Annotated in this window: 27 protein-coding genes and 1 tRNA gene; 1 reads left to right on the top strand and 27 read right to left on the bottom strand. The window is 60.8% G+C overall.

Features of this window, described 5'->3' with window-relative positions; all coding sequences use genetic code 11:
* Window positions 1-14: 14 nt before the first annotated feature.
* From rpsD to ACK4S9_RS19680, 27 genes are all read right to left on the bottom strand, one after another.
* Window positions 15-638 carry a 30S ribosomal protein S4 gene (gene rpsD / locus ACK4S9_RS19550; RefSeq protein ID WP_027867242.1) on the bottom strand — a complete coding sequence of 208 codons (624 nt, stop codon included), beginning with the start codon at window positions 636-638 and terminating at the stop codon, window positions 15-17.
* Between the two features lie 283 nt (window positions 639-921).
* Window positions 922-1332, bottom strand: coding sequence for a 30S ribosomal protein S11 (gene rpsK, locus ACK4S9_RS19555; RefSeq protein WP_027867243.1), 411 nt, complete (start codon window positions 1330-1332; stop codon window positions 922-924).
* Between the two features lie 14 nt (window positions 1333-1346).
* Window positions 1347-1712, bottom strand: a complete 366-nt coding sequence (gene rpsM / locus ACK4S9_RS19560) for a 30S ribosomal protein S13 (protein ID WP_036208931.1) — start codon at window positions 1710-1712, stop codon at window positions 1347-1349.
* Window positions 1713-1728: 16 nt separating this feature from the next.
* Window positions 1729-1842 carry a 50S ribosomal protein L36 gene (gene rpmJ / locus ACK4S9_RS19565; protein ID WP_005663407.1) on the bottom strand — a complete coding sequence of 38 codons (114 nt, stop codon included), beginning with the start codon at window positions 1840-1842 and terminating at the stop codon, window positions 1729-1731.
* A gap of 36 nt (window positions 1843-1878) precedes the next feature.
* Entirely contained in the window at window positions 1879-2097 is a 219-nt protein-coding gene (gene infA, locus ACK4S9_RS19570) for a translation initiation factor IF-1 (protein WP_005663428.1), read from the bottom strand.
* Between the two features lie 20 nt (window positions 2098-2117).
* Complete coding sequence (gene secY, locus ACK4S9_RS19575) at window positions 2118-3452, bottom strand: preprotein translocase subunit SecY (RefSeq protein ID WP_409729058.1); 1335 nt, start codon at window positions 3450-3452, stop codon at window positions 2118-2120.
* 28 nt (window positions 3453-3480) lie between these two features.
* On the bottom strand, window positions 3481-3912 hold the full coding sequence (rplO, locus tag ACK4S9_RS19580; RefSeq protein ID WP_258826430.1) for a 50S ribosomal protein L15: 432 nt from the start codon (window positions 3910-3912) through the stop codon (window positions 3481-3483).
* Between the two features lie 26 nt (window positions 3913-3938).
* Window positions 3939-4118 (bottom strand): 50S ribosomal protein L30, encoded by a 180-nt coding sequence (gene rpmD, locus ACK4S9_RS19585; protein ID WP_036246278.1) that lies wholly within the window; start codon window positions 4116-4118, stop codon window positions 3939-3941.
* 11 nt (window positions 4119-4129) lie between these two features.
* Window positions 4130-4648, bottom strand: coding sequence for a 30S ribosomal protein S5 (rpsE, locus tag ACK4S9_RS19590; RefSeq protein ID WP_409729060.1), 519 nt, complete (start codon window positions 4646-4648; stop codon window positions 4130-4132).
* Window positions 4649-4660: 12 nt separating this feature from the next.
* Window positions 4661-5023, bottom strand: coding sequence for a 50S ribosomal protein L18 (gene rplR, locus ACK4S9_RS19595; RefSeq protein WP_005663438.1), 363 nt, complete (start codon window positions 5021-5023; stop codon window positions 4661-4663).
* An 11-nt stretch (window positions 5024-5034) separates the two neighbouring features.
* A complete protein-coding gene (rplF, locus tag ACK4S9_RS19600; protein ID WP_409729062.1) occupies window positions 5035-5568 on the bottom strand; it encodes a 50S ribosomal protein L6 in 534 nt (177 codons plus the stop codon).
* A gap of 9 nt (window positions 5569-5577) precedes the next feature.
* A complete protein-coding gene (gene rpsH / locus ACK4S9_RS19605; RefSeq protein ID WP_027867250.1) occupies window positions 5578-5973 on the bottom strand; it encodes a 30S ribosomal protein S8 in 396 nt (131 codons plus the stop codon).
* Window positions 5974-5988: 15 nt separating this feature from the next.
* Window positions 5989-6294 (bottom strand): 30S ribosomal protein S14, encoded by a 306-nt coding sequence (gene rpsN / locus ACK4S9_RS19610; protein ID WP_005663444.1) that lies wholly within the window; start codon window positions 6292-6294, stop codon window positions 5989-5991.
* Window positions 6295-6298: 4 nt separating this feature from the next.
* The gene (gene rplE, locus ACK4S9_RS19615) at window positions 6299-6838 is read right to left on the bottom strand and encodes a 50S ribosomal protein L5 (protein ID WP_258826433.1); all 540 of its coding nucleotides are present in this window, start codon (window positions 6836-6838) and stop codon (window positions 6299-6301) included.
* Between the two features lie 5 nt (window positions 6839-6843).
* Window positions 6844-7158, bottom strand: a complete 315-nt coding sequence (rplX, locus tag ACK4S9_RS19620) for a 50S ribosomal protein L24 (protein ID WP_036208955.1) — start codon at window positions 7156-7158, stop codon at window positions 6844-6846.
* Window positions 7159-7167: 9 nt separating this feature from the next.
* Window positions 7168-7536: a 50S ribosomal protein L14 gene (gene rplN, locus ACK4S9_RS19625; RefSeq protein ID WP_211519064.1), complete on the bottom strand. Its 369-nt coding sequence runs from the start codon at window positions 7534-7536 to the stop codon at window positions 7168-7170.
* A gap of 233 nt (window positions 7537-7769) precedes the next feature.
* Window positions 7770-8042 carry a 30S ribosomal protein S17 gene (rpsQ, locus tag ACK4S9_RS19630; RefSeq protein ID WP_027867253.1) on the bottom strand — a complete coding sequence of 91 codons (273 nt, stop codon included), beginning with the start codon at window positions 8040-8042 and terminating at the stop codon, window positions 7770-7772.
* Window positions 8039-8230 carry a 50S ribosomal protein L29 gene (gene rpmC, locus ACK4S9_RS19635; protein ID WP_027867254.1) on the bottom strand — a complete coding sequence of 64 codons (192 nt, stop codon included), beginning with the start codon at window positions 8228-8230 and terminating at the stop codon, window positions 8039-8041. The genes rpsQ and rpmC overlap by 4 nt, the downstream gene beginning before the upstream one ends.
* Before the next feature lie 12 nt (window positions 8231-8242).
* Window positions 8243-8662, bottom strand: coding sequence for a 50S ribosomal protein L16 (gene rplP / locus ACK4S9_RS19640; protein ID WP_027867255.1), 420 nt, complete (start codon window positions 8660-8662; stop codon window positions 8243-8245).
* Window positions 8663-8664: 2 nt separating this feature from the next.
* Window positions 8665-9459, bottom strand: a complete 795-nt coding sequence (rpsC, locus tag ACK4S9_RS19645) for a 30S ribosomal protein S3 (protein WP_036208959.1) — start codon at window positions 9457-9459, stop codon at window positions 8665-8667.
* An 11-nt stretch (window positions 9460-9470) separates the two neighbouring features.
* Window positions 9471-9803 carry a 50S ribosomal protein L22 gene (rplV, locus tag ACK4S9_RS19650; RefSeq protein ID WP_171085678.1) on the bottom strand — a complete coding sequence of 111 codons (333 nt, stop codon included), beginning with the start codon at window positions 9801-9803 and terminating at the stop codon, window positions 9471-9473.
* The gene (gene rpsS / locus ACK4S9_RS19655; RefSeq protein ID WP_005663463.1) at window positions 9800-10075 is read right to left on the bottom strand and encodes a 30S ribosomal protein S19; all 276 of its coding nucleotides are present in this window, start codon (window positions 10073-10075) and stop codon (window positions 9800-9802) included. The genes rplV and rpsS overlap by 4 nt, the downstream gene beginning before the upstream one ends.
* 10 nt (window positions 10076-10085) lie before the next feature.
* The gene (rplB, locus tag ACK4S9_RS19660) at window positions 10086-10913 is read right to left on the bottom strand and encodes a 50S ribosomal protein L2 (RefSeq protein ID WP_258826436.1); all 828 of its coding nucleotides are present in this window, start codon (window positions 10911-10913) and stop codon (window positions 10086-10088) included.
* A complete protein-coding gene (gene rplW / locus ACK4S9_RS19665) occupies window positions 10913-11230 on the bottom strand; it encodes a 50S ribosomal protein L23 (RefSeq protein ID WP_027867259.1) in 318 nt (105 codons plus the stop codon). Before rplW ends, rplB begins: the two co-directional genes overlap by 1 nt.
* Window positions 11227-11847: a 50S ribosomal protein L4 gene (gene rplD / locus ACK4S9_RS19670; protein ID WP_036246292.1), complete on the bottom strand. Its 621-nt coding sequence runs from the start codon at window positions 11845-11847 to the stop codon at window positions 11227-11229. The genes rplW and rplD overlap by 4 nt, the downstream gene beginning before the upstream one ends.
* Before the next feature lie 2 nt (window positions 11848-11849).
* Window positions 11850-12506 (bottom strand): 50S ribosomal protein L3, encoded by a 657-nt coding sequence (gene rplC, locus ACK4S9_RS19675; protein ID WP_409729068.1) that lies wholly within the window; start codon window positions 12504-12506, stop codon window positions 11850-11852.
* A 277-nt stretch (window positions 12507-12783) separates the two neighbouring features.
* A tRNA-Val gene (locus tag ACK4S9_RS19680) sits at window positions 12784-12860 on the bottom strand.
* 322 nt (window positions 12861-13182) lie between these two features.
* Here ACK4S9_RS19680 and ggpS point away from each other — a divergent pair.
* The gene (gene ggpS / locus ACK4S9_RS19685; protein ID WP_409729070.1) at window positions 13183-15552 is read left to right on the top strand and encodes a glucosylglycerol-phosphate synthase; all 2370 of its coding nucleotides are present in this window, start codon (window positions 13183-13185) and stop codon (window positions 15550-15552) included.
* Window positions 15553-15555: the final 3 nt, after the last annotated feature.

Consider the following 15555-nt stretch of genomic DNA (forward strand, 5'->3'; position numbering starts at 1 on the left):
GCCCAAAATGTCAATTAACGCGAGTACAGTTCGACGATCAGCGCTTCGTTGACGTCTGCAGCGATCTCGTTACGCTCCGGGAACGAACGGAAGGTGCCTTCGAACTTCTTGGCATCGACCGAGACCCAGCTCGGGAAACCGACTTGCTCGGCCAGCGACAGCGCTTCAGCGATACGCACTTGCTTCTTGGCCTTTTCGCGCACGGCGATCACGTCGCCGGTCTTGACCTGGTACGAAGCGATGTTCACGACGTTACCGTTGACGGTGAAGGCCTTGTGGCTCACCAGCTGGCGCGCTTCGGCGCGGGTCGAGCCGAAGCCCATGCGGTAGCAGACGTTGTCCAGGCGCGATTCCAGCAGCTTCAGCAGGGTTTCGCCGGTGTTGCCCTTGCGGCGCGATGCTTCAGCGAAGTAGCGGCGGAACTGGCGCTCGAGCACGCCGTAGATGCGCTTGACCTTCTGCTTTTCACGCAGCTGGTTGCCGTAGTCCGAGGTGCGGGCACCCGACTTGACGCCGTGCTGGCCTGGCTTGACGTCCAGTTTGCACTTCGAGTCGAGCGAGCGGCGTGCGCTCTTCAGGAACAGGTCGGTGCCTTCACGGCGCGACAGTTTTGCTTTTGGTCCGATATAACGTGCCACGTTGAATCCTTTGATGTAGTAATCACGCCCCGGAGGCATCGCGAGCGATGCGGCAGGCGCTAGTCCACTTCTCGATGAGAGCGGACGTGGCTTGAAAAACGCCCGCCGTAGAAACGGCAGACGACAAGAGCCGGGCAGTATAACCCATTTTTGGGCTACTACACCGGTCAATCTGGTAAAACACAACGGGGCGCAAGGCCCCGTCGTTGGCTTTTCGCGACGCAGGACGCCCCGAAGAGCGCCCTGCTTCAGCGTCAGCGTTGCCGCCGGCGCGCCGTATCGATTAGATACGACGACGCTTCGGCGGACGGCAGCCGTTGTGCGGAACCGGGGTAACGTCCTGGATCTCGGTGATCTTGATGCCCAGGTTGTTCAGTGCACGCACAGCCGACTCACGGCCCGGGCCTGGGCCCTTGATACGCACTTCCAGGTTCTTCACGCCCGATTCCTGAGCGACCTTGCCTGCGGCTTCGGCAGCAACCTGCGCTGCGAACGGGGTCGATTTGCGCGAACCCTTGAAGCCGGCGCCGCCGGAGGTTGCCCACGACAGAGCATTGCCCTGACGGTCGGTGATCGTGATGATGGTGTTGTTGAAGGACGCGTGCACGTGGGCGATGCCCTCGGCGACGTTCTTCTTGACTTTCTTGCGTGCGCGGGCTGCTGCTGCGGCTGCGCTGCTCTGTTGCTTGGCCATGGTCGGTTCCTAGATTATTTCTTGAGCGATTGAGCTGCCTTGCGCGGGCCCTTGCGGGTACGAGCATTGGTGCGGGTACGCTGACCGCGCACTGGCAGGCCCTTGCGGTGACGCATGCCGCGGTAGCAGCCCAGGTCCATCAGACGCTTGATGTTCATGGACAGTTCGCGGCGCAGGTCGCCTTCCACGACAAACTTCGCAACTTCGTCACGCAGCTTCTCGAGTTCGTTATCGTCGAGGTCCTTGACCTTCTTGTTGGTAGCGATGCCGGTAGCGTCGCAGATCTTCTGCGAACGCGGACGGCCGATGCCGTAGATAGCCGTCAGGCCGATCACGGTGTGCTGATGATTTGGGATGTTAACCCCTGCAATACGTGCCATTCGTTATTCCTCGAAATTAACCTTGACGCTGCTTGTGACGCGGCTCGACGCAGATCACACGGACCACGCCCTTGCGCTTGATGATCTTGCAGTTGCGGCAGATCCGCTTGACTGAAGCGTTAACTTTCATTTTGCACTCTCTTCGGTTCGTTTACTTTGATAATTTTTACTTGGTGCGGAACACAATGCGGGCCCGGGACAGGTCGTACGGAGTCAGTTCCACCGTTACCTTGTCACCCGGGAGAATGCGGATGTAATTCATGCGCATTTTACCCGAGATATGTCCCAGAACCACGTGCCCGTTTTCCAGCTTCACGCGAAATGTTGCGTTCGGGAGATTCTCCAGAATCTCCCCTTGCATTTGGATGACGTCGTCTTTTGCCATTCGGTCTATGCCTTCCCCGCTTAACGCGACGGAATTCCGCCCTTGAAATTCGCCTTGCGCAGCAGCGAATCATATTGCTGCGACATGACGTAGTTCTGCACTTGTGCCATGAAGTCCATCGTCACCACAACAACGATGAGGAGCGACGTGCCACCGAAGTAGAAAGGAACTTTCCACTGGGCGGTCATGAACTCCGGCACCAGGCACACCAGGGTGATATAGACCGCACCGGCCAGGGTCAGGCGCATCAGGATCTTGTCGATGTAGCGTGCAGTCTGCTCGCCCGGACGGATGCCCGGAACAAACGCGCCGCTCTTCTTCAAGTTGTCCGCCGTTTCCTTGCTGTTGAATACCAGCGCCGTGTAGAAGAAGCAGAAGAACACAATCGCCACCGCATACAGCAACGCGTGGATCGGCTCGCCTGGCGACATCGACGCTGCAAGGTCTTTCAGGAACCCGATAACCGGGCCGCTGGCGTCCTTGCCGCGCGTGAACCAGTCGACGATCGTCGCCGGGAACAGGATGATCGAGGAGGCGAAGATCGGTGGGATCACGCCGGCCATGTTCAGCTTCAAGGGCAGGTGGCTGGTTTGGCCACCGTAGATCTTGTTGCCGACTTGGCGTTTAGCGTAATTGACCAGGATCTTGCGCTGCCCGCGTTCCACGAACACGACGGCATACGTCACGGCCACCACCAGAATGACGATGATGATCGCGGCGATGCTGCTGATCGAACCGTTCGAGACCAGAGTGAACAAGCCACCCAGGGCCGACGGCAGACCTGCTGCGATACCGGCAAAAATGATGATCGAAATACCGTTGCCAAGACCACGCTCGGTGATCTGCTCGCCCAGCCACATGAGGAACATGGTGCCGGTCAGGAGCGTCACCACCGTGACGAAGCGGAAGGCCATGCCCGGATCGAGCACGAGGCCAGGCTGCGCTTCGAGCGCGACCGCGATACCGAACGCCTGGAACAGTGCCAGTGCCACCGTGAAGTAACGGGTGTACTGGGTGATCTTGCGGCGGCCGGATTCGCCCTCTTTCTTCAGCGCCTCGAGTTGCGGCGAGACGATCGATGCAAGCTGCATGATGATCGAAGCCGAAATGTAAGGCATGATGCCGAGGGCGAACACGGTAAAGCGGGACAGGGCGCCACCCGAGAACATGTTGAACATGCCCAGGATGCCACCTTCGTTCTGCTTGAACAGCGCTGCCAGCTGCACCGGGTCAATCCCGGGGACCGGGATATGAGCACCGATGCGGTACACGACCAATGCGCCAAGCAAAAACCACAGCCGACCCCAGGGGAAGCCGGAAGCGGCGCTTTTACCAAGTTGTGAATTAGTCGCCAATTTTTGCTCCGATCAGGCAGGGCCGCAATTAAGCGACCGAACCGCCAGCTGCTTCGATCGCCGCTTTCGCGCCGGCAGTTGCCTTCAGGCCCTTGAGGGTCACCGCTTTGGTGATCTCGCCCGACAGGATGACGCGCACGTCGCGTGCCACCACCGGCAGGATGCCTGCTTGCTTGAGCACCAGGATGTCGATTTCGCCGACCGCCAGGTTGTTCAGGTCCGACAGACGAACTTCAGCCTTGAAGCTTGCGTTCAGCGACTTGAAGCCACGCTTCGGCAGACGACGCTGCAGAGGCATCTGACCGCCTTCGAAGCCGACTTTGTGGAAGCCGCCCGAACGCGATTTCTGACCCTTGTGACCGCGGCCGGCAGTCTTGCCCAGGCCCGAGCCGATACCGCGGCCAACGCGACGCTTCGCGTGCTTGGCGCCGTCAGCTGGTTGAATGGTATTGAGTTCCATTGATTTCTCCGTACGTAAGCCGCGGCTTACGAAACAACTTTAACGAGGTACGCGACTTTGTTGATCATGCCACGCACGGACGGGGTGTCCTGCAGCTCGGAAACCGAGTTGACACGACGCAGACCCAGGCCGCGGACGGTAGCACGGTGATCCTGACGGGTACCGATCAGGCCCTTGACGAGCTTGACTTTGACAGTGTTTGCCATGTTTGTTCCCCTTAACCCAGGATGTCTTCAACCGACTTGCCGCGCTTGGCAGCGACGTCGGATGCAGTGCTCATTTTCGACAGGCCGTCGAGGGTTGCGCGAACCAGGTTGTACGGGTTCGACGAACCGGTCGACTTGGCGACCACGTCGGTCACGCCCATCACCTCGAAGATAGCGCGCATTGCGCCACCAGCGATGACGCCGGTACCAGGCTTGGCCGGCATCATCATGACGCGCGAGGCGCCGTGACGACCGGTAACGGTGTGGTGCAGCGTACCGTTCTTGAGGGGCACCTTGATCAGGTTGCGGCGGGCTTCTTCCATCGCTTTTTGCACGCCGACAGGAACTTCCTTCGACTTGCCCTTGCCCATGCCGATGCGGCCATCGCCGTCACCGACAACGGTCAGCGCTGCAAAACCCATGATACGACCACCCTTCACCACTTTGGTGACGCGGTTGATCGCGATCATTTTCTCGCGCATGCCATCATCCGGCTTGTCGCTTGCCATTTTCGCTTGCATTTTTGCCATGACGATTCTTCCTTAGAACTTCAGACCGGCTTCACGCGCGGCTTCCGCCAGCGCCTTCACACGGCCGTGGTAACGGAAACCCGAACGGTCGAATGCGACTTCGGTGATTCCTGCTTTCAGTGCCTTCTCTGCGACGCGCTTGCCAACCAGGGCAGCAGCGGCAGCGTTGCCGCCGGCGCCGGTCTTGCCTGCCAGTTCGGCACGCACTTCAGCTTCCAGCGTCGAGGCCGACACCAGCACCTTAGCGTCCGGGCTGATCAGGTTCGCATAGATGTGCAGGTTGGTGCGGTGAACCGACAGACGGTTCACGCCCAGCTGGGCGATCTTGATGCGGGTTTGACGTCCGCGACGCAGACGCGATTGTTTCTTGTCCATGTCAGCTCCGATTATTTCTTCTTGGTTTCTTTAAGCTTCACCACTTCGTCCGAATAACGGACGCCCTTGCCCTTGTAAGGCTCAGGAGCGCGGTAAGCGCGCACTTCAGCGGCCGTCTGGCCGACCTTCTGGCGATCGATACCCTTGATCACGATTTCGGTCGGGGTCGGGGTGGTCGCAGTGACGCCTTCCGGCATCGCGTGCAGCACCGGGTGCGAGAAGCCCAGCGACAGGTTCAGGGCGTTGCCCTGCACAGCTGCCTTGTAGCCCACGCCCACCAGGTTCAGCTTCTTCTCGAAGCCCTTGGTGACGCCGGTAACCATGTTGTTGACCAGGGCGCGCAGGGTACCCGACATGGCGTTCGATTCACGCGAATCGTCCACCACGTTGAAAGTCAGCGTGCCGTTGTTGTTTTCCACTTTGACCAGGCCGTTCAGCGACTGGGTCAGGGTGCCGAGCGGGCCCTTGACGGTGATCGACGACGCGGTGATCGCGACATCGGTACCTGCCGGGACGGCGACTGGCATCTTAGCTACTCGAGACATGTCTACTCCTTAAGCCACGTAGCACAGCACTTCGCCACCGACGCCGGTAGCACGTGCCTTGCGATCGGTCATCACGCCTTGCGGGGTCGAGACGATTGCCACGCCCAGGCCATTCATGACCGACGGGATTTCGTTCTTGCCCTTGTAGACGCGCAGGCCAGGACGGGACACGCGCTCGATGCGCTCGATGACCGGACGGCCGGTGTAATACTTCAAACCGATTTTCAGTTCAGCCTTGCCACCTTCGGTGGTCACGGCGAAATCTTCGATGTAACCCTCGTCCTTCAGGACGTTGGCGATCGCAACTTTGACTTTCGACGACGGCATGTTGACGGTGGTCTTCGAAACGGTCTGTGCGTTGCGGATGCGGGTCAGCATATCGGCGATAGGATCGCTCATACTCATTGCTTATCTCTCCTATTACCAGCTAGCTTTGGTCATACCCGGGATTTCGCCTTTCATGGCGAATTCGCGGAGTTTGGTACGGGCCAGACCGAATTTACGGAAGGTGCCACGTGGACGGCCGGTCATGGCGCAGCGGTTACGCTGGCGGGTCGGCGCCGAGTTACGCGGCAGAGCCTGCAGCTTCAGGCGCGCTTCGTAACGTTCTTCTTCCGACTTCGACTGGTCGTCGATGATTGCTTTCAGAGCTGCACGCTTTGCGGCGAATTTCTCCACCAGGTCTGCACGCTTCTGTTCGCGGTTAATCAGTGCAAGTTTTGCCATGCTCTTAGTTCCTGAACGGGAATTTGAAGGCGGCGAGCAGCGCTTTGGCTTCTTCGTCGGTCTTAGCGGTGGTGGTGATCGAGATGTTCATGCCACGCAGCGCATCGATCTTGTCGTAATCGATTTCCGGGAAGATGATCTGCTCTTTGACGCCGATGTTGTAGTTGCCACGGCCATCGAAGGATTTGCCGTTCACACCACGGAAGTCACGCACGCGCGGCAGGGCCACGGTGATGAAGCGATCCAGGAATTCGTACATGCGATTGCCACGCAGGGTGACCATCGTGCCGATCGGGTAGCCTTCGCGGATCTTGAAACCTGCGATTGCCTTGCGTGCCTTGGTCACGACCGGCTTCTGGCCGGCGATCTTGGTCAGGTCGCCAGTGGCGTGCTCGATGACCTTCTTGTCGGCGACTGCTTCCGACAGACCCATGTTCAGGGTGATCTTGGTCAGGCGCGGGACTTCCATCACCGACTTGTAGCCGAATTTCTCGGTCAGTTCGGCGACGATTTTGTCTTTGTAAATTTGTTGGAGACGGGCCATTTATCTTACCCCTTCACTACTTCGCCGTTCGACTTGAAAACGCGGACTTTCTTGCCGTCCACATCTTTGAAGCCAACGCGATCTGCCTTGCCGGTCGCAGCATTGAACAGCGCGACGTTCGACACGTGAATCGGCATAGTCTTGTCGACGATACCACCAGTAACACCGGTCATCGGGTTCGGCTTGGTCGCTTTCTTAGCGACGTTGACGCCTTCAACGATGACGTGTTCAGCGTCTACACGCTTCTGAACGACGCCACGCTTGCCCTTGTCCTTACCGGCCAGAACGATGACTTCGTCGTTTTTACGAATCTTATCCATGTCGACTCCTTACAGAACTTCAGGTGCCAGGGACACGATCTTCATGAACTTCTCGGTACGCAGTTCGCGCGTGACCGGTCCAAAGATACGGGTACCGATCGGCTCCAGCTTGCTGTTCAGCAGGACGGCGGCATTGCCATCGAACTTCACCAGGGAACCGTCCTGGCGGCGCACACCTTTAGCGGTACGCACAACCACGGCGTTGTAAATTTCGCCCTTCTTGACGCGACCACGCGGCGCAGCCACCTTCACGGTGACCTTGATGATGTCGCCAATGCTCGCATAACGGCGCTTCGAGCCGCCCAACACCTTGATGCACAGAACTTCCTTGGCACCGGTGTTGTCGGCCACTTCGAGCCGGCTTTCGGTTTGAATCATAGTATTTTCTTTCCCAACTTAAGCCGTAGAAAACCCCACGGAAACCGTGGGCCTGCGGTCAGTCTTGGTCCCGCCGCACCGCCCCTGCTGGAGCAATACGATTGGGTGATTGGACTTTCCAATAACGTTCGTTACAGGCCGCAGGAAGCGCGGGGGCATACTGCGGCAACACATGAACGAAGCCCGCTAGTATCACAGATACCAGCGGGCCACGCAAGACAAATTTTTAGGCGTTAGATGACCTGTGCTTGCTGCACAACACGGGTCACGGTCCAGGCCTTCGTCTTCGAGATCGGGCGACCTTCCGTGATCTCGACCGTGTCGCCGGTCTTGACCTGGTTGGTCTCGTCGTGCGCGTGATACTTGTTCGAACGCACGATGATCTTGCCGTACAGCGGGTGCTTCACGTGACGCTCGATCAGGACGGTCACCGTCTTGTCCATCTTGTCGGACACGACCTTGCCGACCAGCGTACGCTTCAGCGCCGTTTTAGTGGTGTCGTTCATTTGGCTTCCTTCGAGTTCATCACAGTCTTCACACGCGCGATGTCGCGACGTACTTTCTTGAGCTGCGCGGTATTGCCCAGCTGCTGGGTAGCGATTTGCATGCGCAGGCCGAACTGGGCCTTCAGCAGCTCATTCAGCTCCTTCTGCAGCGCTTCCTGGTCCTTGCCGCGGAGTTCCGATGCTTTCATATTCAACTCCTGTTATTGGCCGACTTGACGGACCACGAAGGTGGTCGCCAGCGGCAGTTTGGCAGCGGCCAGGCGGAACGCTTCGCGCGCCAGTTCTTCAGCAACGCCGTCCATCTCGTACAGGACTTTGCCTGGCTGGATTTCAGCGACGTAGTACTCCGGGTTACCCTTACCGTTACCCATACGGACTTCGGCCGGCTTGTTCGAGATCGGCTTGTCCGGGAAGATACGGATCCAGATACGGCCGCCACGCTTGATGTGACGGGTCATCGCACGACGTGCAGCTTCGATCTGGCGTGCGGTGATACGGCCGCGGGCGACTGCCTTCAGGCCGAACTCACCGAACGACACCGAGGTGCCGCGGGTGTGCGAAATGCCGGTGTTACGGCCCTTCTGCTCTTTACGATACTTTCTGCGGTTTGGCTGCAGCATGCTTATTCTCCTGCTTTCTCAGCAGCCGGCTTGGCAGCGCGGCGGCCTGCTGGTGCGGTACCTGGCTTGGCGCCCGGACGGCCACGGCCGGCAGGCTTGCCATCATCGCGGCGCGGGCCGCGTGGCTTCTTCTCGTCGGCCGGGACGTCGATCACAGGTGCTTCGCCCGTTGCCGAACGATCGCCCTTGTAGACCCACACCTTGACGCCGATGATGCCGTAGGTGGTCGATGCTTCGCTGGTGCCGTAGTCGATATCGGCGCGCAGGGTGTGCAGAGGCACACGGCCTTCGCGGTACCATTCGGTACGTGCGATCTCGATGCCGTTCAGGCGGCCCGACGACATGATCTTGATGCCGACGGCGCCCAGACGCATGGCGTTCTGCATCGCGCGCTTCATTGCGCGACGGAACATGATGCGCTTTTCGAGCTGCTGGGCGATCGAATCGGCGATCAGCTGCGAATCGATCTCAGGCTTGCGGATCTCTTCGATGTTGACGTGCACGGGCACGCCCATGATCTTCGTCAGCGACGACTTCAGCACTTCGATGTCTTCGCCCTTCTTGCCGATCACGACGCCAGGACGCGACGAGTAGATGGTGAAGCGCGCGTTCTTGGCAGGACGCTCGATGACGATACGGCCGACCGAAGCGTTCTTCAGCTTCTTCTTCAGGAAAGCGCGAGCTTCCAGGTCTTCCTTCAGCATTTCGGCGAAGTTGCCGTTGCCAGCATACCAGCGCGACGCCCAGTTACGGGTGACCGCCAGGCGGAAGCCGGTTGGGTGGATTTTCTGACCCATCGTGTGACCCCTTAGTTACCGACAGTCACGTAGATGTGACAGGATTGTTTCGAAATGCGATCGCCGCGGCCCTTCGCACGTGCGGTGAAGCGCTTCAGGATCGGGCCCTTTTCAACGTAGATCTGCACGACCTTCAGCTCGTCGATGTCCGCGCCATCGTTGTGTTCCGCGTTGGCGATTGCCGACTCGAGAACCTTCTTGATGATGGTCGCGCCCTTCTTCGGGCTGAACTGCAGAATGTTGAGTGCTGCGTCAACTTTCTTGCCGCGGATCAGGTCCGCAACCAGGCGGCCCTTTTGTTCCGACAGGCGAACGCCTTTGAGGATTGCTTTAGTTTCCATTATCGTTTCGCCTTCTTGTCAGCAGCGTGGCCCTTGAACGTACGGGTCAGCGCGAATTCGCCGAGCTTGTGGCCGACCATGTTCTCCGACACGTACACCGGCACGTGGACCTTGCCGTTGTGCACGGCGATGGTCAGACCGATGAAGTCAGGAGTGATCGTCGAGCGGCGCGACCAGGTTTTGACTGGCTTCTTGTCTTTGGTCGCTTGCGCGGCTTCGACTTTTTTCACCAGGTGGGCGTCAATGAACGGCCCTTTTTTCAATGAACGAGTCATGTGTTATCCCTTATTTCTTGCCGCGGCGCGAGACGATCATCGACGAAGTGCGCTTGTTCGAACGCGTCTTCTTGCCCTTGGTCTGCTGGCCCCATGGCGACACCGGATGGCGACCTGCTGCCGTACGGCCTTCACCACCACCGTGCGGGTGGTCGATCGGGTTCATGACGACACCACGGACGGTCGGGCGGACACCGCGCCAACGCATCGCACCGGCTTTACCGATCTTGCGCAGGCTGTGCTCGGCGTTGCCGACTTCACCCACGGTTGCACGGCACTCGATGTGCACGCGGCGGACTTCACCCGAGCGCAGGCGAACCTGGGCGTAGGTGCCTTCGCGGGCCATCAGGACGACAGCGGCGCCGGCGGTGCGGGCCATCTGTGCGCCTTTGCCCGGCAGCATTTCGACGCAGTGCATCACGGTACCGACCGGGATGTTGCGGATCGGCAGGCAGTTACCGGCCTTGATCGGTGCTTCCGAACCGTTCATCAGGGTGTCGCCGACAGCGACGCCCTTCGGAGCGATGATGTACGCACGGGCGCCGTCCGCGTAGCACAGCAGAGCGATGTGCGCGGTACGGTTCGGGTCGTATTCGATACGCTCGACCTTGGCAGGGATGCCGTCCTTCTGGCGCTTGAAGTCGACCAGACGGTAGTGCTGCTTGTGGCCACCGCCGATGTGGCGGGTGGTGATGTGACCGTTGTTGTTACGGCCAGCAGTCTTCGATTTCTTCTCAACCAGGGCTGCGAACGGACGACCCTTGTACAGGTCGCTGTTCACAACCTTCACCATGCCGCGGCGGCCTGGGGAGGTTGGCTTCATCTTAACGAGTGCCATTATTTAGCCTCCTCGACAAAATTGATTTCCTGACCCGGCTTGAGGGCCACGAAAGCGCGCTTGGTGTGGTTGCGGCGACCGGTGAAACGGCCCGAACGCTTGACCTTGCCTTCGCGGTTGACGGTTTGCACCGATTCCACTTCGACCTTGAACAGCAGTTCGACGGCAGCCTTGATTTCCGGCTTGGTTGCATCCGGCAGAACCTTGAACACGATCTGTTCGTTCTTTTCAGCGACGAAGGTCGCCTTTTCGGAAATAACCGGAGCCAGCAGCACCTTCATCAGGCGCTCTTCGCTGAATTTGATAGCGGTGCTCATGCGTACATCTCCTCGATCTTGGCCAGAGCAGCTTTGGTGACCAGGACTTTCTTGTAGAACACCAGCGACATCGGGTCAGCAGCCTTCGGCTCGACGACGAGCACGTTCGGCAGGTTGCGCGATGCCAGTTCCAGGTTTTCATCGATGGTGTCGGTGATCACCAGGACCGATTCCAGGCCCATGCCCTGCAGCTTTTGCGACAGCAGCTTGGTCTTCGGAGCTTCGATCGACAGGTTTTCGACAACGTTCAGACGGCCTTCGCGGGCCAGCTGCGAGAAGATCGAGCAGATACCTGCGCGGAACATCTTCTTGTTGACCTTGTGCGAGAAGTTCTCGTCCGGGGTGTTCGGGAAGATGCGACCACCGCCGCGCCACAGAGGCGACGACGACATACCAGCACGAGCGCGGCCGGTGCCCTTCTGGCGCCATGGCTTCTTCGTGGTGTGGCTGACTTCTTCACGGTCTTTCTGCTTGCGGTTGCCGCTGCGCGCGTTGGCGGCGTAGGCGACCACGACCTGGTGGATCAGGGCTTCGTTGTATTCGCGGCCGAACACGGTGTCGGCAGCTGCAACGCCGGCGCCAGCTTGACCTTGCTCATTCAGGAGCTGGAGTTCCATACTTAGGCTCCTTTCTTGGCTTTGGTTTTGACAGCCGGCTTGACGATCACCTGGCCGTTCTTGGCGCCAGGAACGGCACCTTTCACGAGCAGCAGTTGACGGTCAGCGTCGATGCGGGCGATTTCCAGGTTCTGGGTGGTGACGGTAACGTCGCCCATGTGACCGGTCATGCGCTTGCCAGGGAACACGCGGCCCGGATCCTGCGCCATACCGATGGAGCCAGGAACGTTGTGCGAACGCGAGTTACCGTGGGTCTGACGACCCGAGGCGAAGTTGTAACGCTTGATGGTACCGGCGTAGCCCTTACCGATCGAGGTGCCCTGCACGTCGATTTTCTGGCCCACTTCGAACATCGAAGCATTGATGGCGTCGCCGGCTTTGAGTTCGGCAGCCTTGGTGGAATCGATGCGGAATTCACGCAGCATCGTGCCGGCTTCGACGCCAGCTTTGGCGTAGTGACCAGCAGCGGCCTTGTTCACGCGGGAAGCGCGACGCTGGCCGAAGACGACTTGCACCGCAGTGTAGCCATCAGTTTCAGGGGTTTTGACTTGCGCAACACGGTTGTTGGACACGTCCAGCACGGTGACAGGGATCGAATCGCCGTCATCCGTGAAGATACGCATCATGCCAACCTTGCGACCGAGGAGGCCCAGGCTCATTTTTTCTCCATTCCCACCTACGATTGGGCGGGGCTAATTAGTACTACTAAAAAAGCATGGGCTAAAAAAGACGCGCCCATACCGAAGCCGGCTAGTATAGCGCGCAAACGGCAACGGCGCAACAGGATAAATCGAGGTGACCTCGGCCTGTTGCGTTTTCCGCAGTAGCTGGAGAGAGCAAGGAATCTGACCTGGCTGGTCAGCACAGAAAAGGCACACCGCTGCGCCTTTTCTCTGCAGGCTACGACCATTGCTGGGAGCCTGCGATCTGGAAGTCTGGTGGGCGGTGCAGGATTCGAACCTGCGACCCCTTGGATGTCGACCAAGTATTCTAACCAGCTGAACTAACCGCCCGGGGAGCCGCATTATACGTAGCGGCCCGACAGTTTTGCAATAGCTTTTTTTCGATTGTGTTTTGCAATGCCGCCGGCGCCCTCCCGGCGGCTGCCGGATCGCCGGTTGTCGATGCCGGCAGAAAATGCTATTGTACAAATGCATTTTGGGGACAGACACCCCTCCTTCCTGTTGTTCACGTTCCCCTTCGCCGGCAGATGACGGCGCGTCCAGCGCGCTGCGCCTGCCCTATTTCCTGGTGTGCCCGCCTCCCGGCGGATCGCGCACGCCCCGACCCGGTCCGCCGACATGCGCGCGGACGCATCGTAGAAAAGGATGATTCATGACTGTCATCGACTCGCAACGCTGGTCCCGCCCCCTCGATCCTGCCCGCCTCGTGCTCGCCACCGACCTCGACGGCACGCTATTGGCTGGCACCCATGAGGCGCGGCGCCGTGTGCGCGACCTGTTCTCCGGCATGCCCGACGGCATAGCCGCCGGGGTATGCGCCGGCGCCCGCCCCACCCTGGTGTTCGTCACCGGACGCGGCCTGGAAACCGTCATGCCCCTGCTGAGCGATCCCACCATCCCGAACCCTGACTACATCATCGCCGACGTCGGCGCCACCGTGGTCGACAGCGAGCTGCGCCCGGTCGAGCAGATCCAGCGCGAACTGACCGCGCACTGGCCCGGCAGCCAGGCGGTGCTGCGCGCCCTGGCCGGCTTCCCGCAACTGGTGCGCCAGAGCGTGCCGCAGGAACGCCGCTGCTCCTTCCTCGCGACCGAGGACGCGATCACCCCGGCGCTGCAGGCGGCGGTCGAGGCGCTCGACTGCGAACTGCTGTTCTCGGCCGGCCGCTACCTCGACGTGCTGCCGCGCGGAGTCGGCAAGGGCGCCGCGCTGCGCCGCCTGGTGACCGCGGCCGGCTTCGACCCGGCCAGCGTGGTGGTGGCTGGCGACACCCTGAACGACCTGTCGATGTTCGAGACCGGCTTTCGCGGCGTGGCGGTGGGCGGCGCCGAGCCGGCCCTGGTCGAGCGCGTGCGCAAGAATGCGCGCGTCTACGTGGCCACCCAGGAAGGCTGCGGCGGCATCCTGGAAGCCCTGGCCCATTACGGCATGCCGCTCGGCGACGCCGCCGGCACCCAGGTTGCGCCGGCCTGCGGCGACGCCGAGCTGGTCATGGTCTACCACCGCCTGCCCTACGACGAGATCACGGTGGACGGCATCACCCTGCAGCGCCGTCCGAAGAGCCCGAACGGCATCATGCCCACCCTGCTGAGCTTTTTCGCGGACGGACGCAAGGGTTCGTGGGTGGCCTGGTCGCAGCAGGACAGCCGCGCCCCCGAGGGCTTCGAATCGCACGTGGCGGTGGACGCGGCCCGCTATCCGCAGCTGAAGGCGGCCCGCATCGCCCTGACGCCGGAAGACATCGACCTGTTCTACAAGAAGTTTTCGAAAGAAGCCTTCTGGCCGATCATCTTCTCCTTCCCGGACAAGGCCGAGTTCAAGCAGGCCCACTGGGAACGCTTCCTGGAGGTCAACCGCCTGTTCGCCGAGCAGACCGCGCGCGAGGCCGCCCACGGCGCCACCGCCTGGATCCACGACTACAACCTGTGGATGGTGCCGGCCTTCCTGCGCCCGCTGCGCCCCGACCTGAAGATTGCGTTCTTCCACCACACCGCCTTCCCTTCGAGCGACGTGTTCAACATCCTGCCATGGCGCCGCGACATCATCGGCAGCCTGCTGCAATGCGACTACGTGGGCTTCCACGTGCCGCGCTACGTCGAGAACTTCGTCGACGCGGTGCGCTCGTTCGCGCCGGTGGAGATCGCGGGCAGCCGGGCTTGCGCGCCGCGCTTCCTGACCTACGGCTGCGCCCTCGGGGTCGACCGCATGACGACCGCGATCGAGGTCGGCGAACGCCGGGTCGCGCTCGGCGCCCACCCGGTCGGCACCGACGTCAAGCTGATCGCGCGCCTGGCGCAGGAAGACAACGTACAGCGCCAGCTGAAGGAGCTCGACAGCTACCTGGCCGGGGATGCCGGGCAGCCGCGCACCGCCATCGTATCGATCGAACGCCTCGACTACGTCAAGGGTTCGCTGGAGAAGCTGGAAGCCTACGAGCGCATGCTGGAACGGCATCCTGAAATGCTGGGCAAGGTAACCCTGCTGAACATCGTCACCCCGGCCGCCAGCGGCATGGAAATCTACGATAGCCTGCGCGAGGAACTCGACCGCACGGTGGGCCGCATCAACGGCCGCTTCTCGACGCTCGACTGGGTGCCGGTGCGCTACTTCTACCGCTCGCTGCCGTTCGAAGACGTGCTGGCCCACTACGCGGCGGCAGGCATCGCCTGGATCACGCCGCTGCGCGACGGCCTCAACCTGGTGGCCAAGGAATATGTCGCCACCCGGCACGCGCTGGGACGCCCCGGCCTGCTGATCCTGTCCGAGTTCGCCGGCGCCGCCGTCGAGCTGCATGGCGCCCTGCTGGTCAATCCCTACGACGCCAATGCCATGAGCGAGACCCTGTACCAGGCGCTCACCATGGGCGCCGACGAGATCGCCTACCGCGCGGAACGCCTGGCCATGATCGTGGGGGAGCACGACGTCACCCGCTGGGGCGACGGTTTCCTGGCGGCCCTGGGACAGCAAACCGCACGGCAGGCAGCGCCGGACGATGCCGCCGACCAGCGTAGCGCCGCCTGAAGG

Origin of the sequence: Massilia sp. (genome assembly GCF_046293535.1) — a bacterium.
Classification (GTDB): Bacteria; Pseudomonadota; Gammaproteobacteria; order Burkholderiales; family Burkholderiaceae_D; genus Telluria.